This is a genomic window from Streptomyces griseorubiginosus, from assembly GCF_001514195.1.
Taxonomy (GTDB): domain Bacteria; phylum Actinomycetota; class Actinomycetes; order Streptomycetales; family Streptomycetaceae; genus Streptomyces; species Streptomyces griseorubiginosus.
Genome location: NZ_KQ948748.1, coordinates 94,534 through 117,253 on the forward strand (window position 1 = coordinate 94,534; position 22,720 = coordinate 117,253).

Here is a 22,720-nt window from a genome sequence, read left to right on the forward strand (position 1 = left end):
GGTGCGCTGCGACGGGTCGTTCTCGTAAGAAGTCCCTCGATCGTGGATTGTGTACGGTCAATGACTAAGCTTGACGTTTATCGTCCGTGGTCGAACACGGCCTCGAACTTGCTGACGTCTTCGTCTGAGTGTCTGACGTGAGAGCGGCCTTCGCCTGATCCTGTGCTCCGTCACAGAGGCACTTGACCAGTACGAAGGCCGTAGCAATGAGTCTGCTGCAGCGGGATGTCCCGGGGGATGCGTTTGCCGAACTGTCATGCTTCCGGTCGGAGTTCTATGCCTGCCTGACCCAGCGGCCTGACGCCTTGTTCGAGCTGGGTGACGCCTTGCTGTGTTCGGACGGCCCGGTGAAAACGCTGGTCGAACTGTCCCTGGCACCTGAACATCGGCGCGGGCATGGCGCGTTGTACGGCGGGTTGAACCGTGGGCGTCTTGATGTGTCTCGGTTGCGCCGGGCTCTGACACGATTACCGCTTCCCCGGACGGCGGAGGGGCGGCTGGTCCTGGCGGTCGATGTGAGCAACTGGCTGCGGCCGGATGCAAATACCGGCCCGGACCGGCTGTTCTGTCACACATACGGTCGAGGCAGGGGCTCGGCCCAGATGATTCCCGGGTGGCCCTACTCATTCGTCGCTGCCCTGGAGCAGGGTCGGACGTCGTGGACCGCCGTGCTGGACGTGGTCCGGCTGTGTCCGTGGGACGACATCATCGCCGTCACCGCCGCCCAGTCCGGGAAGTATTCCAGCGGTTGTATGTGGCAGGCCAGTGGCGGATCGGCGACCCGCCCGTCCTGGTCGTTGTCGATGCCGGCTATGACGTGACCCGCCTGGCTTTCCTGCTCGCGGACCTGCCCGTTGAGCTGCTGGGTCGGATGCGTTCGGACCGCGTCCTGTGCTTCCCGCCCGCGCCGCAGCCGGCGGGCAAACGCGGGCGCAAGCCCAAGCGCGGGGCGGAGTTCGCGTTCGAGGATGCAGCCACTCAGCCGGTCCAGTCTGTGACCACGGTGACCGAGACCACCCACTACGGGAAGGCCGTCGCTACTGCCTGGGACCGCCTGCACCCGCTGCTGGTTCGGCGCTCGGCCTGGGCCGACTGTCCCGATGGGGAGCTGCCGGTCATCGAAGGCACCGTCATCCGTCTTCAGGTCGACCGTCTCCGTGGAGAGCGCTGTCGTCGCGGATCTCCCAGCGGATGCGCAGTCGGCGGAACCAGTGCAGCAGTGCAAAGCTCTGCTCGACCACCCAGCGGTGCACGCCCAGTCCCGAGCCGTGCTGGACGCCGCGCCGCGCGATGACCGGGGTGATTCCCAGGGCCCGCACCTGATTTCGGTACTTGTCGTGGTCGTAGCCGCGGTCGGCGTAGAGCGCGACCGGTCGTCGTCGGGGCCGTCCTCGTCGGCCGCGTATGGGCGGGACGGCCTGGAGCAGGGGGATGAGCTGGGTGACGTCGTTACGGTTTCCGCCGGTCAGCGATACCGCCAGCGGGATGCCGTGCCCTTCGGTGATCAGATGGTGCTTGGAGCCTGTTCGGGCACGGTCGACCGGGCTCGGTCCTGTTTTGGGCCGCCTTTGAGCGCCCGGACGTGCGAGCCGTCGATCACCGCCCTCGACCAGTTCAGCGCGCCGGCGGCGTTCAGCTCGGCCAGGAGCGACTCGTGCAACCGCCGCCAGACGCCCGCGTCGTTCCAGTCACGCAGGCGCCGCCAGCAGGTCATGCCCGAGCCGAAGCCCAGCTCCTGGGGCAAGAACTCCCACGGAATGCCGGTGTACAGCACGAACAGGATGCCCGAAAGCACCTTCCGGTCGTCCAGACGCTTGCGACCGGGGTGATCCGTACGGCGCGGCACAATCGGCAGCAAAGGCTCGATCCGCTCCCACAGCCCATCCGGCAAGATCCGCGGCGGCCGCCCACCCCTTCTCATGTCCAGGCTAACAACCCATCAGACACCAACATCCAAGGCGAGTTGCAACATTCTGTTAGGAGTTCTTAGAGGGCATCTGATCAACGTTCAGGTCGCTCTGCCCGATTCGCCGGTTTCGATTCGCCAGGTTGGTGTGGATTCTCCGGTGAGCTCACGGCTAGTTTTGTTAGCCATGGCCCGTTGGGCGGGATCGCTGGGGCAGTGCTTCGTAGTCCCTGACGAGGCGCCGGTGCTGCATCAGCCAGCCGAACGTTCGCTCGATCACCCAGCGTTTCGCCTGGGGTTGGAACCCTTTGGTGGTGGGCCGTTTCACGACCTCGACGTCGATGCCCCTCGCGGCTCCGTGCTGGAAGACGCTGTTCTGGTATCCGCCGTCGGCCCAGACCTTCGTCACGCTGGGATGCGAGGCGGCGAGCTCGTCGAGCAGGCGTTTTCCGCCGGTGGAGTCGTGCACCGAGGCGGCCGTGACGAGGACGGCCAGGACCAGGCCGAGCGTGTCCGTGGCCACGTGACGCTTACGCCCTTTGATTTTCTTGCCGGCGTCGATGCCCTGACTGGCCTCAGCGACATTCGCGGAAGTCTTCACGCTCTGCGCATCGATCACCGCAGCCGACGGGGCCGCAGGCCGGCCCTGCGCACGGCGGGCCTTGTCGCGTAGCAAATCGTGGACCCGCTGAGTAGTGCCGTCCACTTCCCACTTCGCGTAGTAGTCATAGACAGTCTTGTACGGAGGGAAGTCGTGCGGCAGGTACTCCCACGGGATACCCGTGCGGTTGACGTAGAGGATGGCGTTCACGATCTCCCGCAGATCATGCACCCGTGCCGCGGTTCCCGGGCCGGTGCGAGCGGCCCGCCATGCCACGAACACAGGCTCGATCAACGCCCAGCGGGCATCCGAGACGTCACTGCGATAAGAGCGCCGAGAACTCACGAGTCACGCAACGACCCACCGTCGCCACAGTCACTGCGAACACCCCAAATCACCTGCAAACCAGATCAGTTGCCCTCTTTAGCCGGGTCCGTGGCGGGTTTGCGGCGCACCGGCGCTCGGGCGCTCAGCTGGGGATGACCGGCAAGATCAGGTATGACGCCTGCGCGGGGCTGGTGTGCAGGGTGACGGTGCCCGCGAACACGTCGTCGGGCCGGGTGGTCGGGTCCGTGTGCAGGAACGGACCGGAACCGGTGAACACGGGACGCGGGTTCGGGTGGGCCCTGGCCGCCTCGGCCGCGGGCAGATGCACGTAGTCGTGTGCCTGGACGTCGAGCGTAAGCGTGTAACCGGCCGGCAGGTTGAGGCTTGTCGGCAGGATCTCGACGTCGACCTCGTAGACCATGCCGGGTTCGAGCGGCTCGACGCGGTCGTGTGGGTGCACCGGCAGGAACGGCCGCGACCGTTCCCGGTCCAGAGCGCGGTGCGAGGCACGCAGCCACCCATGGCTGATCGGCACGTGCGGGTCGTTGGCACCGGGGTACGTGATCTCGGTGCCGTCCGGCGTGAACGCGCGCAGCACGAGGAACAGGTCGGTGTCAGTGGTAGACGACTCCACGAACAGCTTCGCCCCCACCGGGCCGGCGAGTTCGGTGTCGTAGGGGACGACGTAGCTGAATCCGGTCCGACCTTCGGTACCGGTGTAGGACACGCTGGAGTGACTTGAGGCCAGGGTTGTGGCCATCGAACCGTCGGCCGCGTCGAGGTAGAGCCGGGTCCAACGCGTCTCGGGCAGCGGCCAGTCGCTCGACGTGCGCTCGCCGACATGCCCGTCGGCATGACGGGTCCGCAGGTGCACGCGGGGCTGCTCGTCCCAGCCGTTCTCCTCGCCCTTGAGGAAGTGGCCGAGGAAGCGCTTCTGCAGGTCCACACCGTAGTCGGCGTAGAAGAGCGAGAAATGCGTCTCGTCGTGCATGGTGAGCCACTTTTCTTCGGATCCGGCGAGTTCGAATCCGCGCGTGTTACCGCGCAGGTGCAGGCCGAGACCACCCCAGTTACCCGCGGACAGCAGCGGCACGCGGATCTTCGACAGGTCTGGGATGCGTGCGCGGTGGTAGTCGTCGATCAGGGGATGGCTCCTGTCGACGGTCGGCAGGTCCACCCGGTTCGCGGCGAGCTCGTGCGGGCTGAGGGTCACGTCGCCGCAGACCAGCCGACCGGTCCAGGGGTCACGCCCGCCACGCGCGCCCAAGCCGTGCTGTGCGCCCCCGGTGATCGCGCCGTACCAGGAGTTCTCGAAGACCGAATAGATGCCACCGTGGTGGGTGACGTCGCGGTACCAGTCGGCGGCGCCCTCCCAGATGACGACCGCGGCCAGGTGCGGCGGTTGCAGCGCGGCCACCCGCCAGGCGTTCATCGAGAAGTACGAGATGCCGTTGAGCCCCACCTTGCCGTTGCTCCACGGCCTGCTCCCCGCCCATTCGATGCACTCGTACAGGTCGCGGATCTCGCGTTCGGAGAGCGGGTCGAGCAGGCCCGGCGAGCGTCCCGCGCCCCGGGAGTCGACGCGGACCAGGGCGTAACCGTCCGGCACCCATTTGCCCGGATCGACGAGTTCGAACACCTGGTACTCGCCGTCCGTGCCCTCGGTGATCTCCGGGTGCATGGCGATCATCTCCCGGTACGACTCGGCCCGGTACTCCCGGAAGGGCCTGCCTTTCCCATAGGGACCGTAGGTGAGCACGACGGGGTGGTTCCCGGGCGCGGTGGGGCGGAAGACGTCGGCGCGCAGTACGTTTCCGTCGTCAGCCGTGATCGGCACGTCCCACTCGATGGTCATGTCTCCGACCACGTCCACACGGAACGGGCCGTCCGGAATCGCTGTCACCGTCTCTGTCATTCCGTGCACGCTTCCTCTCATTTTCCCTGCCGGAGTTCCTGGCGGCGCGTGGCGTGGGCCGCACGCCGCCAGGAGCTGCTCAACGCGCGGTGAAGTACTCGGGCCGGTCCAGGTCGGTGAGCAGGTCGGGGCCGGTCGGACGCCAGCCGAGTTCCTTGCGTGTCAGCTCGCTCGAGACGTGGTTGTCCCGGGCCACGAATGGCGCGAGCCAGCCGAAGTGGTCGGCCGCTTCCTCCTTCGTCAGCGACCGCGCCGGCACATTCAGGCGCTTGGAGATGACGTCCGCGATCGAGCGCATCGGCACGCCGTCCTCCGCAACCGCGTGGTACCTCGATCCGGCCGCCCCGTCCTCCAGTGCCAGCCGGAACAGCCGAGCGACGTCCTGTTTGTGCGCGGCGGGCCAGCGGTTGGAACCCCGGTCCACATAGCCGGCCATGTTCTTCTTGCGGGCCGCGGTGATCAGCCGCGGAACCATGGCCTTGTCCCCGTCGCCGTGCACCGTCGGTGGAATCCGCACGATCGACGCTCGCACCCCCTGTGAGGCCAGGGCCAGTGTCGCCGTCTCGGAGCCGATGCGGGCCGCGCCGGGCGAGGTCGGATCCGGCGCCTCGCGCTCGGTGACGAGGGAGCCGGATGCGAGCGTCATTGTCGGGAATGCCACGACCAGAGGTCCGCCGGTGGCCGCGAGGACGGACCCGAACGTGTCGATCGCCATGCGGTCCGCACCCGCACCCGCCGCGGCGAACCGGCCGGTGATCCCGCGAGGGCTGCCGCCCAGCAGGATCCCCACCTTGGTGGCGAACGGCATGTGCCCCATGCCGTGCAGGTAAGCCAGGTGGATCACGCCGTCCGCCTGGGCCGCGCCCTTCCGCAGGCTGTCGAGGTCCGCCAGGCTGCCCCGGTGCACTGCGGCTCCGGCTGCCGCCAGCTTCGCGGCGCCGTCGTCCGTGCGGGCCATGCCGAGCACCTCGTGGCCGTTGTCCAGCAGGTCCTTCACTAGGGGCGTACCGATGAATCCGGTCGCGCCGGTCACGAAAACACGCATGAGGAAACTCCCTTCCCAACTGACTGGCAGAGCATGGCCGTACCGAGTCCGTACACAGCCGCACGCACCGGAAATCCAGTGCGACGACATCCGATGTCATCACCATAGCCGTGATGACACTTGATGTCATCCCAAGTGTAAGATCGCCGTTGAGGCGCCACGTGATCCGCACCATCGTCGGGTCATCGGCAGCGCCGAGCTGCCCGTTCGGAAAAATTCCCCTCCCCGCTACACTATGACAGTGAGTGTCGTAAAAACGTCGGTACATCCGGAGGGATAGGGTGGCGGACGGTGGTAGAGGCGAGGAGCCGTAGATGGGACGATGGGAGCCGGACACCCGCGGCCGCCTGGAACGGGCGGCCATCGAGCTCTACTTGGAACAGGGGTTCGCCCAGACCACCGTGGCGCAGATCACCCGGCACGCCGGACTGACCACCCGCACCTTCTTCCGTCACTTCCTGGACAAGCGCGATGTGCTGTTCGTGGGCATGGACGAACTCACGGAACGCGTAGCAAAGGCCATCGCGGCAGCGCCAGCCGCCTGGCCCGCGATCAAGGCCGCCGCTTCGGGGATGAACATCGCGGCTGCCGCTCTGCAGTTGCGCCGCGACGAGGCGCAGGATCGGCGGAAGCTGATAAACACCACCCCTGAACTGCGCGAGCGTGAATTGATGGCGTTCGCTGCCGTCGCCAAGACCGTCGACGGCGCGCTGAGCGAACGGGGGACCGACGAGCGCGTCGCGCGCGTGACCGCAGAGGCCGTCCTCGCCGCGTTCAGGGTCGCGTTCGAGTACTGGGGTGAGCACCCTGACCGGGAACTGCCCCAACTCGTCGACGAGACACTCGACGAGCTCAAGCGCGCACTCGGCTCTGACGCCTAGGTGTTCTGTCTACGGAGTTTGGTGACGCGAAGGATCTTGAAAAGTGAGAGCCGTGCCGCCTTCTGGCCTGTGGATGGCAGCCGAGCGGGCCGTCACTCGTAGCGGACATCGACCGAAAGCTGCACCACCTGCGGCCGACCCCTTCCAACCAGCAGAACCAGAACCTGACGAAGGACGAACAAGGCCCGGGCCCAAAATGGGTCTGCCGGCGGCGACGTGCTCCTTCCTCCTGCGCGGTCCGCGGTCCGCCGTGGCACGGCGGACCGCGGGTCGATCGCCCTGTCGTGTGACGTCCGTACGGATGCCTCTCTGCCCTTGCCTGTCCTTGGCGAAGCGGAGCTGCCTCGGGCCGACCCGGAACCCTCGCGTCCGATTCTGCGTCTGTTTTCCTGTCGGACGCTTTTAGGTTGCCCTGGAGACAGAATGTTCGGGCGGTGTAGAAGTGTCTATTCAAATGTCTGTCCCTGGTGGGGGAAGGATTGATCGTTTGCCGCGACACCGGTCCACTCTGGTGGGGAGAGACGACGAAGTCAGCGCGGTGGTCGAGACGCTGAGCGGCGTCGGCCACGCGCGGACGCTTGCGCTCGCCGGGGTCGCGGGAGTGGGCAGGACGGCCGTGCTGAAGGAGGCCTGGCGGATCGCGACGGGCGACGGCGTCAAGGTGCTGCGGCTGGCCTGGGAGTCAGCGGAGGGCGAGCCCGGTGTGCCCGCCCTGGTCCACGCCGTCTGCCAGGTGCTCGTCGGGATCCGCGACGGCCGACTTCCGGTGCGGATCACCGAGATCCGCCGGGCGGAGCTGCGGACCGCCGGACGGGACGGCGATCTGACCGTGCTGTCCACGATGAGCCGGATGCTGGCCGACGCGGCTCACTACGTCCCGTTCGCACTCGTCATAGACGACTGCGAACGGATGCCCGCGCCGACCGCCTCGGCGCTGGGTCTGATGCTCCGCGCCTTCCGCCCCGCCGGCCTGCCGGTGGTGATGGCCTACGGTTTGGAGGCGCCCGGTCACCCTGGTTCGGAGGCGCCGGGTCACCCGGGTTCGGAGCTGCTCGCCGCCGCGGACCGGGTGCTGGACCTGGTGCCGCTGACCGAAGGCGACGTGCCGGCACTGGTTGAGCAGTGGCTCGGCCGTCCCACCGAGCCGGAGGTGGCGCAGGCGGTCATGCGCTCACTCGGGCCGTTGGCGGGCAATCCCCGGGCGCTGCTGTCCGTCCTCGGCGCGCTGGTGGAGGACGCCGGGCTGCTGGAACTGGACGGCCGGATCCTGCTGGTGAGCGGGCAGGATGCCCTCCGCCTGGGCGGGACTGCGGCGGAGGCGTGCCGCGTCGCCTGCCCCGGCCTGCCGCTGGAGGAGGAGGTGCTGGTCCGGATGGTGGTCTTCGCGCACCTGGTCGCCGCCGCGGAGTTCCGGTTGAGCGATGTACAGGACATGGGGGAGTGGACGCCGGGGAAGGCCGTCACCAACGTGCAGATGGTGGACTGGCTGGTGACGCATCGCGTGCTGACCGTCGACCGGGCCGGAGTGCTGGCGTTCGCCGTACCGGCCTTCGCCGCGGCGCTGCGGACGACGCCACCGCCGTCCCTCGGCCTGCCGGCATCGCACGCCGGGATCGTGACGTCGACGGTCGGGCGAATGGGCCTGGCGGCGAGCGCCGACCAGCCGCGGCTGGCCGAACACGTGGTGGCCGCTGGGGAGTTGATCGAGGACGAGAACGCCGCTCGCTTACTGCTGACGGCTGCGGGCGCGTACGCCGGGGTTGCGCCCGGCCGCGCGGTACGGGCCTATCTGGCGGCGCTTCGGCGGCTGCCGACGGACTACCCCGGCCGTGTGCGCATCCTGCGGACGGCAGCCGTACTGGCGTGGAGCGCTGCCGGTCCCGCCGGAATGCTCGCGCTGGGCGAGCCGCTGTGCGCCACCGTCGATGCCGGTCCGGGCGCCGTTTCGGCCGGTCTGGCGGACCCCGCCACGGCATGGGGCTTGGCCGCGCTGTACCAGCACATCTGGGCGGACGGCGAAGGCGCGGAGCCATGGAGGGTGGTACGGAGACTGCCCGGGAGCGCCGAACTGGCCGAGTTGGGCAGCCGCTACGGGATCGGACCGGCCATGCCCGAGCCGCACCGGGGCACGAGGGCGATGGGTGCTACGGCACCGCAGGCCGACCGGGACCGGGCTGCGGGCAGGGCTTCCGCTGCAGCGGCGCGGCTCACCGACGCGGGCGGCCCAGAGCCGCACGCGATGCCGGCGGCAGGCTGGCCCGGCGCCGTGGCGGCGACCGTTGACGGTCCGACGGGCGGGCGAGATCCGGCGCTCATGGGGACGGCGGCCCGGCCCGATGCGGCGGAGACGGACATGTGGCCGGCCGGTGACGGCTCCACGGACGGGATCGCGGTGGTGGCCTGGACTGAGGCGGGCGTCGACGGACCGGGGGATGGCCTGAGCTATGGCCTCGCGCGCGGCCCGGTCTGGGCTCCTGCCCCCGAACCTCCCTCTCCCGCGCGCCTGCGGCAGCTGGCCTCTCCCGCGCGCCTGCGGCTGCTGGCCGCGGTCGTCAGCGGCGGCGACGCGCTGCGGGCGGCCCGCGCAGACCTCCCGCCGGACGGGTCCGGCGACAGGGTCCTGGAGTCCATGCGTACCGCGGCAGGCTACGGCGACCTGGCGGGCGCGTTCGCCGCGGTTCTGGAGGACTGGTGCCACACCGGCTGGGGCAGCGTCGCCGAGCGCTACCGCGCCATGGTCAGCGCGTACACGGCCGGGCGGTGGGACGAGGCCCTGTCGTGCGCCCGCCGGATCGAAGCGTACGTCCGCGGCCCGCGGGTGGCCGGCCCCAGTATGCTGGCCCGCGTGCTGGCGGCCGAGATCCACTGCACGTCAGGGGAGCAGCAGCGGGCCCTGGCCTGGCTGGGCCAGGTTCCCGACACCGTCGTGCACCCGCTGGGCGGCTGGGTCCGGCTGGGGGTGCGTTATCGGTCGGGGAACCCGGACGAGGCGTTCGAGGGTGGCTGGCGCGATGTGCGCCGGGCGCGCGAGAGCGGTCTGCTGGAGGGCCTGGAACGACTCCTGGGGCGGCTCTTCCAGTACGGCGGCTATGAGGACCGGCCGGAGGTCACCCACCGGGCCGTGTCGGAACTGGAGGCGCTGTACGAAGAGTCGGCCTCGCCGAGAGCGGGTGAAGCACTGCTGCTGGCCCAGTCGGTGCTGCGCCGCGATCCGGACCATGTCCGCGAGGTGCTCGACCTGGCCGCGGAACGGGGTGACAAGCCCCTGAGGCTGCTGTGCCTCGAAATGGGGGCCATGGCCGACAAGGCTCCGGAGCCGTGGCTGGCCGCCGCGGTGGAGGAGGCGTACGAACTGGGCGTCCGGCACATCGAGCGGTCCCCGCTCGGGCACTGGGCGCGGGCGCACGGGCTGAGCCTCTCGGCACCCAGGCGGCGCACCGCCGGAGGGGGAGCGAGCGAACTGGACCTGCAGTTGGTCGAGTTGGTCAGCGACGGCGCGACGAACCGGCAGATCGCCGTGCGGCTGGCGTGCAGCGAGAAGACGGTGGAGCAGCACCTGACCCGGTTGTTTCGGCGAACCGGCTGCCGCTCGCGGTCGGAACTCGCGGCGGCCCGGCTGGACGGTCGACTCGACTGGCTCGGGCTGCCGCCGGACTCGCAGAGGCGGAGGCGAACCGCCTGACCGCGGTGCTGTCAGCCGGCGGTTATGGCCCAGTCGTCCGAGGCGGACTTGCACGTCTCCACGATCAGACTCACTCCGTGCGGGGTCCCCGCGCCGCCGGCCACCCCCAGGCACATGCTTCCGGAAACGTAGTTGCGGATGCGGTAGTGGTCACCCTTCCCGGGCGCCAGGTACCAGAGCTGGTTATCGTCCGTGGTGGCGTCGCAGGTGTACTCCGTCACCCTGGTGCCGACCGGCTCGACGCCGTACCAGGGGATGTCCATGCACAGGTGGTCGGTGTCGTTGCTGATGGTGAACAGGCGCGCGCCGTGCGGCCCCTTGGGGGTGCCGACGACCTTCAGGTCCCACTCCTGGTTGTCGCTGACGCCGGCCTGGCAGTCGTATTGGTCGATCACCCCGCCGACGCTGCCCTTGCCGTACTGGGGCAGATCCGCGCACATGCCGGTCGCGAGGTTCTTCAGCAGGACGCGGTTCGCGCCGCCGAACACCTCGGCGAAGGTGGGCTTGTGGGTCGCGGGCGTCCTCACCGGGGGCGGGGCCTCCTTGGTGTGCGGCGCGGTGTGGCTGGTGGCGGGTGTGACGGACGGCGACGGCGCGTGCGACGGCTTGTGGGAAAGCGAAGGGGAGGACGAGGCCATCTGGGAGGGCGGGAGCGGGGCCGCCACGGTGCCGGGCACGGCGGGCGCCGGCCGGTAGTCGTCGGCGAGCGTGGTGTGCTCGGTGCCGTGCGGCTTGTCGCTGTGCGAGCCGGCGGCGACCACCACGAAGGGCACGGACAGCAGGGCCACGCCGCAGACGGCGGCCCACACGACCGTGCGCGTGGGACGGCCGGGCCGTGTCGAGCCGCCGCGGGGACCGGAGGGCCCGGTGACCTGGGCGGGCAGGACGTGGATGTCGCGTTCCCATATGGCGGGCGAACCGAGATCCGGCCGCCGGCTCACCTCCGTCCGGGGGCGCTGCAACAGCGAACGGACCGCCGTGCCGACACCGACACCGCCGCCGGGCGGGGCCGCTGCCCCGCCGCTTTCCGGACGGGTCTCCGGACGCGGCGCGCCGACCGGGGCTCCCGTGGGCTCGGCTCCACCGACGGGCTCTCGCTGCTCGGACGACGACACGGCACGCCTCCTTGGGAAGGGGTCGGGAACAACCGGGCGCAGGCCGGAACCGGCGGGGCCCAGGCTCGTCCGGTGACGGATGCTAGTCGTCCGAAACGGTGCGCCCGACCTGCCACGGGGTCCGCGCGTCACCTTCGTCCCCGCCGTACAGGAGATCCCGTACAGACAGGCAGTACGCCACCCGCCGGTTTCCTGCGTACGGCTGGCGGCGAGGATAATCCCGAACCGGAGGAGCCCGATCCTGCCGCTGCGATCGCGGCCGCGTCCTGCCGCCGTCACGGCCGGCCGCTATGCCGTGGAGGCGGCGGGTTGGCCTCCCGGGTCGCGCCGATGCGACACCGCCTTCGAAACGGCGCCGCGTCAGATGCGGCCCGGCGGCGCGGAGGCCGTGCCCGAACGATCAGAGGAACAACGGCATGCCATCGTATGGGAGGACCCCGGCGGGTCGCCGTGACGCAGCAGCTCCCGGCCTTTGCCGGCCGGTGGTGTACGCGACCGGCTGTCGACACCCGGGGGAGGTGCGGTGACGAGCACTGCCTCGAGCGAGCCGCCGGTCGGCGGTGGGCCGAGGGCGGGCGCCGACAGCGGCGAGTCCCTTACCGGCAGGGACAGGGAGGCGGCCGACATCGACCGCACCTTGAACGACCCCGACGGGCCGCGCATCATCTTCGTCGTCGGCGAACGCGGCGCCGGGCGGACCGTCTTCCTGCGGGCCGCCGCCCGCCGGCACGGCGCGGCAGGCGGCGCGGTGCTCTCGGTGGACTGCGTGCCCGGTGACGCCCTGCGGCCTTACCTGCTGGTCCTGCGGCTGGTCAAGACGCTGGAGCAGCACCGGCCCTCCCCGTATGGGCCGCGGCGCACGGGTGACCCGGTGGCGGAGATGACGGCCGCCGTCGAGCAAGGCGACCGGGCGGCGGCGGCCGAGGCGCTCACCAGGGCACTGGCTCACGCCGCACCGGCGATCGTCGTTGTGGACGACGTGCAGTACGCGGACCCCGCCTCCGTCGACCTGCTCGGCGGGCTCGACATGACGCAGGCCGCGCCGGGCGTGCGCCTCGTGCTGTCGCTGCTCCGGCCCGGTGGGGTGGCGGGGCGGAGGGAGGCGCCGAGCGGCGCCGACGCGGCCGGGCTGCTGCCGGTCCGCCATCCCGCCGCGCGGGTCATCGAAATGGCGCCGCTGGCCCGGGGGGAGGTGGCCGCCCTGCTGGCGCAGCGGTTGCAGGCGGTGCCCGACGGTGCGCTGACCGGGCTGGTGCACGAGACGAGCCGGGGTCTTCCCGCCGCGATCGACATCCTGCTGGCCGAGTGGGCCCGGCACGGTGAAGTCCTGACGGCCGGAAGGCTGGCGCTCCTGTACGGCGGCAGGTTGCTGCCCACCGCGCCGCGGGACAACCGTTTCACCGAGGCGCTGCGCGCGCTGGGCGAGCCGGCGGAGAAGGTGGCCTCGGGGCTGAGCGTGCTGTGGCCGCTGGGCCCCGCGGTGTGTGCGCTGATCGCCGAGGTGTACGGACTGTCGGCGGCGGACGTGCAGGCCGGGCTGCGCGAGCTGCTGGACGCGGGGATCGTCGAGGAACTGCCGGTGCGCGAGGACGGCGCCACCCGCGGCTGGAGGTTCAGGGTCCCGCTCACCGAGTACGCCGTGCGGGAGCGCCTCGGACCGCTGGAACGGGGGCGACTGGCCGCGGCGGCGGTGCAGGCGCTGTGGGCGGCCGAGGACCGGACGGGCGGTGGGGACGAGCGGGGCGGCTGGATCGTTGGCGCGGAACCGGCCGCGTATCTCGTGGCGGAGGCGGACGCGGGCACCTACTTGCCGGACCGGATCGTCGAGGCCGGCCCGCTGATCGATCCCGAGCGGGCGGTGACGGAACTCGTCGCCGCCACCGAACGGATGGGCCGAGCCCCCGGGCGGCGCTTCACGCTGCGTTGGCTCATGGCTGCCGCGCAGTTGGCCGGCAAGACCGCCACCCGCGACGAACTGCTGCTCGCACGGGCCATGCGCGCCCTTGTGGAGGCCGACCACCGCAGCGTCCGGGGAGCCGTCGAGGAACTGCTGCAGTCGGCCGCCGGGCGCGGGGGCCCCAGCGAGGAGTCGCTCCAGATCGGCATCAGCGCGCTGGTCGGGGCGACCTCCGGCGCGGGCCTCTTCCTGGAGCTGTCGCACATGACCGAGGCGCGCTGGTGGTGGCCGCTCGGACTGCCGCCCGCGGCCGTCGCGCTGGGCCGCGCGCTGGCGTTGCGCTGCCTGGGCCGGTGGGGGGCGGCCGAAGATGTCCTCGGGCAGTCCGAAGCACAGTGGAGTGCGGGTGCGGCCGGCGTGCTGCCGGAGGTCTACCGGGGCATCGCCGAACTGGTGCGGGGCCGCCCGGAGAGGTTCCGGCGCAGCCTCACCCTGCCGGAGATCGGCGGCCTGAGCGAGCAGGGCCGGCAGATGGTGACGCTGGTCCAGGTGCAACAGCTCCTCAACTCCGGCGACCTGCGGGAAGCGGCGGACCTGCTGGCCGCCCGGCGGATGACCGTCGAGGAGACGCCGGCCTTTGTTCGGTTCCAGTGGCGCCGGTTGGAGGGCCGGTGGGACGAGGCGATGGGGCATCTGCGCTGGCTGCGGGCGAACGGCCATCCGGTCGCGTCCAGCCTGGACATCCATCTCTATCCCGAGCGCGCCACGGTGCTACTTCTGGCCCGCGGCCGGATCGGTGCCACCCGGCGGCTGATCGCCGACATCCGCGAAGGCCTGGGCCCACTGGCCGAACCCCGCCACCTGCTGGACCGTGCGGAGGCCGAGGTGGCGCGGGTGCTCGGCGACCCGGCGGAGGCCGTACGGGTGCTGCGGCGTGGCGTGGAGACCGCCCGGACCCACGGCGAGGTCTTCGCGACCGACGAACTCCTGGCCGAGCTGGCCGGGCTGCTCGTGCAGGCGGGGGACTTTCCGGGTGCAGCGGAGTGCGTGCGGCGGCTGGAGGAGATCGCGGCGCGGACTGAAAGCGGCCGGAGCCGCCTGCTGTGGCTGGTGGCGTCCGCCCGGCTGCACGCGGCGGGCGACCCGGACGCCGCGCGCAAGCACCTGACGGACGCCGTCGCGCTGGCCCGCAGCCGGGAGCAGCCGTTCGAGACCGCGACGACGCTGCGGGCCGCCGCGCGGCTCGGTGAGAACCCGTCGGCACTTCTGACCGAGGCGTACGAGCTCCTCGGCCAGGTCGGCGCCCCGCTGTGGCGCTTCCGCACACGGACCGACATGCGGCGGGCCAGAGTACCGGTGCCCGACCACGACCAGGCCATGGCGGAGGGCGACCAACTGCTGGCCACCCTGGTTTCCGAAGGGCTGAGGAACCGCCAGATCGCCGCGGTGCTCGGGCTCAGCCCCGACGCGGTCGCCAACCGGCTGACCCGTCTGTTCGCCCGCACCGGAGCGCGGTCCCGTACCGAACTGGCCACGGCCGTCCTGCGCAGGAGCATGCCGGCGGCGGACTGGTGACCGGCGGGGGCGGAGCGCCGTGCGGCCGGTGGATGCCATATTTCCCTGCGGCTAGCCGCAGGGAGCCGGATAAGTCCGTCATGACCCGATGTGCACGTGGCAGCATCCCCTTGTGGTTTAGACCTCGAACAGGGAGGGTGCACATGCAACAGCAAGTGCTCGCGGAGACCGTGCGTGTGGCGGTTCATTCGTCCGATGAACTGACGCGGGTCGGGCTGGTCAGCTACCTGCACCACGACCGTCGGCTGTCGCTCACGGAAACCGCGGGCGACGCGGATGTCATGGTGGTGGCAGCCGACGTCGCCAACGCGTCCACTCTGGGCCTGCTGCGCAGACTTGCCGAGGACACCGGGGTCGAGCCGGGCACCATGAACTTCGTGGTGGTGGTGGGCCGGCGCTGGGAGGCCGATGTCTCGGCGGCCGTCGACTGCGGGGTGCGCGCGGTGGTTTCCCGTGGTTCATGCGCCGCTGCCGAGTTCGTCCAGACGCTGATCGCCGTGGCCCATGGTGGCGGCAGCCTGCCCGCTCCGCTCCAGGGTGCGCTGATGGAGCAGGTCCGGATGATCCAGCGTGAGGTGCTCGCCCCTCGCGGGCTGAGCGCCTCCGGAGTGAGCGCCCGCGAGGTGGACGTGCTGCGGCTGCTCGCCGAGGGCTGGGAACTGGCGGATATAGCAGAGAAACTCTGCTTCTCCGAGCGCACCATCAAGTACGTGCTCTACGGGTTGATGAAGCGGCTGGATCTGCGCAACCGCGCGCACGCGGTGTCGTACGCCATCCGCACCGGCCTCATCTGACCGCCCTGGCTTCGTCGCTGGGCGACGCCGACCGCGTCCACTCCCTGGCCGCGCTGCCGGGTTCCAGGCCCGACTCTCGAGGACTCGCGCCCGGGCATTGAACGGCCCGCCTCGCGGCCGTACAAGGCTGCCCAGGCCCATCTAGGCTCCTGCCCAAGCGGTCACCAACACTTCCGAGGGCGGGCCGGCGTTCGGCGCCGATCTCGATGAACCGTGGAGGAAAGACATGGCCCTGCCCGCAATCCCGCGGTTGACACCTGGAGAAGTGCCGTGGGTCTGCGCGTGCTACGAGGAGGGCGAGGCGTGCTGGGGCGCGCAGCTCGACACGATCGGGGATTGGCGCCACGGCGATGTGGTGGACCTCGAAGTGGACGGGGTACGCCTTCGAATGGTCGAGAACCCCGCCTGGGCAGGGCTGCGCGCGGGCAACATTCCTGCGCTTCTGCCTGTCGGTTGCCCCATCCCGCCGGTCGCCGTCATGGCGGACGTTCCCGCGGTGTACGGAGAGGGCGGGCCGCTGCTCGTGGATCTCAAGCAGATACCCGGGCGGGGGGTACGGGTCCTGGGCGACTGGCTTCGCGGAATCCTGGCCGCCCTGCAGGGCGGTGGGCTCGACTTCGACGACCTGGTGCGCGGAATGGACAGGTACGGCATGTATCAAGGGGATGGCGGCCAGCCGGCATTCCCCACTCCGACAACGGCAGCATCCCGTGCCTTTCCCGCTCTGCCCGCCAGCGAGGAGGCCCTGCTCGTCCGCACCTGTTTCGAGGACGAGGACGGCTGGCGCGCCCTGCTCGACCAGTTCGGCGGGGTAGACGAACGGGGGAGAATCGGCGCTGGCGTTGAGATGAACAGCCACAACATGAATGCTTTCCCGTTGCGGGCACTGGCCGTCGACGACTGGCGGTTTCAGGGCCTGTGCCCCGGCCAGGTCCCGGCACTGGTCGCGCCGACGGATTCCACGGCAGACGAGGGTGTGGAGAGCTCCCCCCTGGTCCTGCTGGCCGACGCGCGGACCTTCTCCGAGCCAGGCGGCCCCCTGACAGCCGTCGACCTGTGCGACACCCCGGGCATGTCCACCGCGGTCCCCCGCGGCGCTGTTGCGACGATGGTGTGCGACGTGGAAATCAACAACTTGGACTTCTGCGATTTCGTCGCCATCGGCGACCCGCAGGTGTTCTGGGGATGACAGGCGAATTGCGAGTCCTCTCGGTCTCCGGCAGGACGCGCACGGGCGGGGTGCTCCTTCCGGCGGGCGGCGTCGGACACCGCGCTGACGGAGGGCTGGCGGGCCCCAGCATAGGGGCGGGATCCCGCCCGAGTCCGCCGTCGCTGGATGGCCGGGCAGAGTGCACTGTCTGCATGGACAACCCGCCGCTCGGGAGAGCCAGCTCGGGCGCGCCGCTCCATAGCCTGGGGCGCGAGGCAGAAGCGCGGCCCCGCCGAAGGGCCGCGCTCCGCGGAGGTGCCCACGTACGTAAAGGACAGCCCATTGAGCACTGTGGTCGTGAAGCGCTCGCCGCGTGCCTCCGGCCCGCAAGCCCCCGAAGGGCAGATCGAGCTGGCCGAGCCCCCCGCGCTCGGCGAACCGGCCACCGCGGACTTCACCTCCGCACTGATGTACATCCCGATGGCCCTCGGCATGGGCGCCATGGCGATGATGTTCACGGTCGGCACCCGGTCGCCGTACACGTTCATGATGTCCGGGATGATGGGCACCGCCATGATCAGCATGGGCCTCAGCCAGCTCGGCAGGAGGGGCGCCGAGCGCAAGCGCAGGATGCGCTCGGAACGCCGCGACTACCTGCGCTACCTCGCTCAGTTGCGCACACGGGCCCGGCAGGCGGCGGCCGAGCAGCGGGCCGCAGCCTCCTGGGACAACCCGCGCCCCGAGGCCCTGTGGGCGGTTGCCGCGGGCCCCCGGCTGTGGGAACGACGGGGCGCCCACGACGACTTCGGGCGGATCCGGATCGGCGTCGGCACCAGCCGCGCCGACCTGCTGCTGGTGCCGCCGGAGACCAAGCCGGTCGAAGACCTCGAACCGCTGACAGCCGTTTCGCTACGGCGCTTCACCAAGGCGTTCCAGTCCGTCGGCCACGTGCCGGTGCCGGTGCCGCTGCGCCAGTTCACCAGCGTCGAGTTCGCCGGCGACGGTCCGGCCGCGCTCGGCCTGCTGCGGGCCATGCTCGGCCAGCTCGCCGTCCTGCACGCCCCGGACGAGCTGCACATCGCCGTCCTCACCGACGCGGTGGGCCGCAAGGAGTGGGACTGGCTGAAGTGGCTGCCGCACAACGCCCATCCGCAGCAGGAGGACGAGGCGGGACCGCTGCGGCTGGTGGCGGAGGACCCCGACGCGCTGTTCGACCTGCTGGGCCCGGAGGTGACCGACCGCCCCGAGTACGACCCCGGATCGCCGCCGCGGCCCACCGAGCCGCTGGTGATCGTCGTCGCCTACCGCGTGCTCATCCCGGAGACCTCCCGGCTGCTCACCGGCGGGATCCGCAACCTGGTGCTGCTCGACGCCACCGGGGCGATGACCGGTGGCCCGCACGTGCTGCGGCTGACCGTGCGCGACGGCGAGGTGGAGTACCCGGTGGCCGACGGCTCCGTCACCGCTCAGGCCGACGCGCTGACCCTCACCGCCGCCGAGAACCTGGCCCGCCAACTGGCTCCGATGCGCACCGGCGGCGGCGTCGAACTCGTCGAGGAGCCGTTGGAGACCGACTTCGACCTCAGCACCCTGGTCGGCATCCGCGACCCGCGCTCCTTCGACGTGGCCGCGCTGTGGCGCACCCGCGCCGCGCAGAGCGCCCGCCTGCGCGTGCCGATCGGCATCACCGAGGACAACGAGGTGCTGGAGCTGGACCTGAAGGAGTCCGCGCAGACCGGCATGGGCCCGCACGGCCTGTTGATCGGTGCGACCGGTTCCGGCAAGAGCGAGCTGGTGCGCACCCTGGTCATCGGGCTCGCGGCCACGCACTCCTCGGATGTGCTCAACTTCGTGCTGGTCGACTTCAAGGGCGGTGCCACATTCCTCAACATGGACCGCCTGCCGCACACCTCCGCGGTGATCACCAACCTCGCCGACGAACTCCACCTCGTGGACCGCATGCGCGACTCGCTCAACGGCGAGATGATCCGCCGCCAGGAGGTGCTCCGGGAGAGCGGCCACGCCTCGCTGTTCGAGTACGAGAAGGCCCGGCTCGGCGGCGCGCCGCTGACGCCGCTGCCCTCGCTGCTGATCGTCGTCGACGAGTTCTCCGAACTGCTGGCGAACAAGCCGGAGTTCGTGGACCTGTTCGTCACCATCGGCCGGCTCGGCCGTTCGCTCGGGGTGCACCTGCTGCTGGCCTCCCAGCGGCTGGACGAGGGGCGCATCCACCGCGTCGAGGGCCACCTGTCGTACAAGATCGCGCTGCGCACCTTCTCCTCGATGGAGTCCCGCAGCGTCATCGGTGTGGGCAGCGCCTACGAACTGCCGTCCGCGCCGGGCAACGGCTACCTGAAGGTCGACACCACCAACCTGGCCCGCTTCAAGGCCGCTTACGTCTCCGGGCCGTGCCCGGTGTCCGCCACCGCCGCCCGGCCCGCCGAAGCCGCACTCGGCGCCGAGCACGTGGTGGTCTTCGACCTGGACCAGCGCCTGGCGGACACACCGGACGTCCCCGACGCCCCGGAACCGAGCGACGAGCGGTCCGCCCCGGGCCCTGAGTCGCGCCCGGAGCCTGCGGGCGACGACGAGGAGAGCCTGCTGGAGGTCCTGGTCAACCGTCTGGAGGGGGCGGGTCCGCCAGCCCGCCAGGTGTGGCTGCCGCCGCTGGAATCCCCGCCCAGCCTCGATCAGTTGCTGCCGGGCATCGTGCCCGACCCGCGCCGTGGCATGACCGCCGGCGACTACCCGGCGCTCGGAGGCCTGCGGGTGCCGCTCGGCATGGTCGACCGGCCCTTCGAGCAGTTGCGCGAGCTGCTGATCGCCGACCTGTCCGGAGCCGACGGACACCTGGCGGTGGCCGGCGCCCCGCAGACCGGCAAGTCCACCATGCTGCGCACCCTGATGCTGTCACTGGCCCTCACCCACACCCCGCGCGAAGTGCAGTTCTACTGCCTGGACTTCGGCGGCGGCGGCCTGCAGTCCACCGGCGGCCTGCCGCATGTCGGCTCCATCGCCACCCGCATGGAGCGCGACCGGGTGCAGCGCACCGTCGAAGAGCTGACCCAGTTGCTCGAGGTGCGCGAACAGCGCTTCACCGAACGCGGACTGGAGTCGATGAACGCCTACCGCCACAAGCGCGACACGGGTGAGATCGACGACCCGTACGGCGACGTCTTCCTCGTCGTCGACAACTGGTCCACGATCAAGCAGGACTTCGAGGACCTCGAACCGCGCATCACCGACCTCGCCGCCCGCGGCCTGTCGTTCGGGCTGCACGTCGTCGCCTCCGCGGTGCGTTGGTCGGAGATCCGCCCGCGGGCCCGCGACCTGTTCGGCACCAAGCTCGAACTGCGGCTCGGCGACCCCATGGAGTCCGAGTTCGGCTCCAAGCTGGCCGCGACCGTCCCTCACCAGGCCGGCCGCGGCCTGACCAAGGCCAAGCTTCACTTCATGAGCGCACTGCCGCGGCTGGACAGCGTCGGCGCCACCGACAATCTCACCGAGGCGACCAAGTCTGCCGTGGCCGAGATCGACGCCTTCTGGCCCGGCCGCCCGGTGCCCGGGGTGCGGCTGCTTCCGGCCAGGCTGCCGCTCGACAGACTCCCGGCGCCCGAGGGCGACCTGCGCGTGTGCCTCGGCTGGGACGAGCAGCGCCTTGCCCCGGTGTGGCACGACTTCGCCGCAGCCCCGCACCTGATGGTGTTCGGCGACGCCGAGACCGGCAAGACCAACGTGCTGCGCTTGGTCATCGACGCCGTCATCCGCCGCTACCGGCCCGACGAGGCCCGGATCCTGCTCGCCGACACCCGGCGCGACCTGCTGGCCGCCGTCCCCGAGGAGTACCGGGTCGGGTTCGCGGTGGACGGCGACACCCTGACCTCGCTGGCCGGCAGCGCCGCGGTCTCGGTCGGCAAACGCGTGCCCGGCCCCGACATCGCCCCCGAACGGCTGCCGCACCGCGACTGGTGGAGCGGCCCGCAACTGTTCATGCTCATCGACGACTACGACCTGTACGGCGGCGCGCCCGGGACCGGCTCCCCGCTGAACGCCCTCGCCCCGATGCTCGCCCACTCCGCCAACATCGGCCTGCACATGGTGATCTCCCGGTCCACCTCCGGAGCGACCCGCGCCATGATGGACCCGGTGCTGCGCCGCATGTGGGAACTCGGCAGCCCGGCGCTGCTGCACTCCTACCCCAAGGAGGAGGGCAAGTTCATCGGCGAGGCCCGGCCCCGCACCCTCCCGCCGGGCCGCGCCCAACTCGTCACCCGCCGCGGCGTCCGGCTGATGCAGGTGGGCCATGCCGGCTCCTGACGACGTCTTCCGCGTCGAACCCAACCCACGGCGCCCTCTGTCGAGACACCAGGTCGCCCCGTTCGCGTCCCCCCACCACCCTCCCAGGAGCACCATGACCACCGCCGTCCCGGTCGCCCGCACCCCGGGTCCGTACGGCACCGAGGTGTGCCGGCTGACCATCGCGGGGCCCGGGGGACGCGCCGACCTGGCCGTACCGGTCACCGCACCGGTCTCCGCACTGCTGCCGGTGCTGCTGCGCCACGTCCCCGCCGACCCGGCCAGGCCGGCCGGCACCTGGACGCTGCAACGCCTCGGCGAACCGCCCCTGGACCTCGACGCCACCCCGCAGACCGCCGGCCTGCTCCACGGCGACGTGTTGTACCTGCGGCCCGCCGACGACCAGATGCCGGAGCTGGAGTTCGACGACGCCTCCGACGGCGTCGCGCACGCCGTCGGCGCGCGCGACGACCGGTGGCGCCCGGAGACCACCCGCCGGCTGTTCCTGGCACTGGCCTGCCTGGTGCTGCTCGCCTTCGCCGCCGCCGTGCCGCTGGCGGGCAAGGGGGCGGTCGTGCCGGTGCTCTACGGCGTCGCCGCGGTCGGCCTGGGCGCCGTCTGCACGCTGGACCAGCGGTGGTCCGCCGACCGCGGGATCGCGGTCGTCACCGGCCTGGGCGCCTGCGCCTTCGCCGTGCTCACCGGGCTGACCGCGGCCGACCGGGACACCGGACTGACCGCGCCCCGGCCCGGCGGCATTGCGCTCGGCGCGGTCTGCGGCGTGCTGGTGGCCGCCGTCGTCCTGCTGCCTACCGCGCGGGTACCGCTGGCCGTGACCGGGACGGCGCTGTTCGCTCCCGCGCTGGCCGCGTTCACCGCGGGACTGGCCGCCGCGACGGGCTGGGACGCCGCGCGCAGCCTGAGCGTCGTCGCGGTCGCCGCCTTTCTGTTCGGGCATCTCGCGCCGCGTGCGGCGCTGCGGCTGGCCCGGGTGAGGGTGCCCCAACTGCCGCACAACGCGGCGGAACTCCAGGAGGACGTGGAGCCGCACCAGGAGCAGTCGCTCACCCTGCGCGCCGCGGCCGCCGACGCCCTGCTGACGGTGTTCACGGTCTCCGTCGCCCTGCTCTGCGTGGCCGACTTCGCGGTGCTGGCCTTCGCCGGCGGATGGGTGGCCTGGGCCTTCCCGCTGGTGTTCTCGGGTGCCGCCCTGCTGCGGGCCAAGAGCCTGAACGTCGTCTGGCAGCGTGTGCCGGTCACCTTCTCCGGGGTGCTCGGCATGCTGTCGGTGCTGTTGTCGTGGACCGCCGCGGCGAGCGGCACCGGCACCCGCTGCGCCCTCCTGCTCGGGCTGCTGGTCGCCGCCGTGCTGCTGCTGGTCGGCGCGTGGCGGCTGCCGCACACCCGGCTGCTCCCGGTGTGGGGGCACACCGCGGACGTTCTCGAACTGCTCACCGCGCTGGCCCTGCTGCCGCTGCTGCTGCAACTGCTGCACGTCTACGCCCACGTACGCAACGCGGTCTGAGGGAGAGCTGG

General features: G+C 71.1%; 11 protein-coding genes and 2 pseudogenes. 8 read left to right on the top strand and 5 right to left on the bottom strand.

Annotated features, from left to right (window positions below):
* Positions 1-206: 206 nt before the first annotated feature.
* Positions 207-1,162: pseudogene (locus AQJ54_RS47195) on the top strand (transposase); the annotation flags it as partial.
* On the opposite strand, the gene AQJ54_RS44535 reads toward AQJ54_RS47195, so the two are convergent.
* The 4 genes and pseudogenes from AQJ54_RS44535 to AQJ54_RS40335 form a co-directional block, all read right to left on the bottom strand.
* A protein-coding gene (locus AQJ54_RS44535; protein ID WP_107121253.1) for an IS5 family transposase occupies positions 1,131-1,921 on the bottom strand; the annotation gives its coding sequence in 2 pieces (ribosomal slippage) (positions 1,131-1,561 and positions 1,561-1,921; 792 coding nt in all). The pseudogene AQJ54_RS47195 and the gene AQJ54_RS44535 overlap by 32 nt on opposite strands.
* 87 nt (positions 1,922-2,008) lie before the next feature.
* A pseudogene (locus AQJ54_RS40325) lies at positions 2,009-2,852 on the bottom strand (IS5 family transposase).
* Between the two features lie 124 nt (positions 2,853-2,976).
* Positions 2,977-4,749, bottom strand: a complete 1,773-nt coding sequence (locus AQJ54_RS40330; RefSeq protein ID WP_062246276.1) for a CocE/NonD family hydrolase — start codon at positions 4,747-4,749, stop codon at positions 2,977-2,979.
* Between the two features lie 79 nt (positions 4,750-4,828).
* On the bottom strand, positions 4,829-5,794 hold the full coding sequence (locus AQJ54_RS40335; protein ID WP_062246278.1) for an SDR family oxidoreductase: 966 nt from the start codon (positions 5,792-5,794) through the stop codon (positions 4,829-4,831).
* A 314-nt stretch (positions 5,795-6,108) separates the two neighbouring features.
* On the opposite strand from AQJ54_RS40335, the gene AQJ54_RS40340 reads away from it, so the two are divergent.
* Positions 6,109-6,675 (top strand): TetR/AcrR family transcriptional regulator, encoded by a 567-nt coding sequence (locus tag AQJ54_RS40340; protein WP_062246280.1) that lies wholly within the window; start codon positions 6,109-6,111, stop codon positions 6,673-6,675.
* Positions 6,676-7,129: 454 nt separating this feature from the next.
* Positions 7,130-10,357, top strand: coding sequence for a helix-turn-helix transcriptional regulator (locus AQJ54_RS40345; protein WP_079070262.1), 3,228 nt, complete (start codon positions 7,130-7,132; stop codon positions 10,355-10,357).
* Between the two features lie 11 nt (positions 10,358-10,368).
* On the opposite strand, the gene AQJ54_RS40350 is transcribed toward AQJ54_RS40345, so the two are convergent.
* The gene (locus tag AQJ54_RS40350; protein WP_062246283.1) at positions 10,369-11,472 is read right to left on the bottom strand and encodes an RICIN domain-containing protein; all 1,104 of its coding nucleotides are present in this window, start codon (positions 11,470-11,472) and stop codon (positions 10,369-10,371) included.
* Positions 11,473-11,995: 523 nt separating this feature from the next.
* On the opposite strand from AQJ54_RS40350, the gene AQJ54_RS40355 reads away from it, so the two are divergent.
* The 5 genes from AQJ54_RS40355 to eccD all read left to right on the top strand — a co-directional run bounded on the left by AQJ54_RS40355 (position 11,996) and on the right by eccD (position 22,709).
* A complete protein-coding gene (locus tag AQJ54_RS40355) occupies positions 11,996-14,944 on the top strand; it encodes a LuxR family transcriptional regulator (protein WP_062246284.1) in 2,949 nt (982 codons plus the stop codon).
* A 143-nt stretch (positions 14,945-15,087) separates the two neighbouring features.
* Positions 15,088-15,738 carry a helix-turn-helix transcriptional regulator gene (locus AQJ54_RS40360; RefSeq protein WP_062246285.1) on the top strand — a complete coding sequence of 217 codons (651 nt, stop codon included), beginning with the start codon at positions 15,088-15,090 and terminating at the stop codon, positions 15,736-15,738.
* A gap of 226 nt (positions 15,739-15,964) precedes the next feature.
* On the top strand, positions 15,965-16,927 hold the full coding sequence (locus AQJ54_RS40365) for a DUF6924 domain-containing protein (RefSeq protein WP_062246286.1): 963 nt from the start codon (positions 15,965-15,967) through the stop codon (positions 16,925-16,927).
* A 303-nt stretch (positions 16,928-17,230) separates the two neighbouring features.
* Positions 17,231-21,205 (top strand): type VII secretion protein EccCa, encoded by a 3,975-nt coding sequence (gene eccCa / locus AQJ54_RS40370; protein ID WP_062246287.1) that lies wholly within the window; start codon positions 17,231-17,233, stop codon positions 21,203-21,205.
* A gap of 94 nt (positions 21,206-21,299) precedes the next feature.
* A complete protein-coding gene (eccD, locus tag AQJ54_RS40375) occupies positions 21,300-22,709 on the top strand; it encodes a type VII secretion integral membrane protein EccD (RefSeq protein ID WP_062246288.1) in 1,410 nt (469 codons plus the stop codon).
* Positions 22,710-22,720 lie beyond the last annotated feature (11 nt).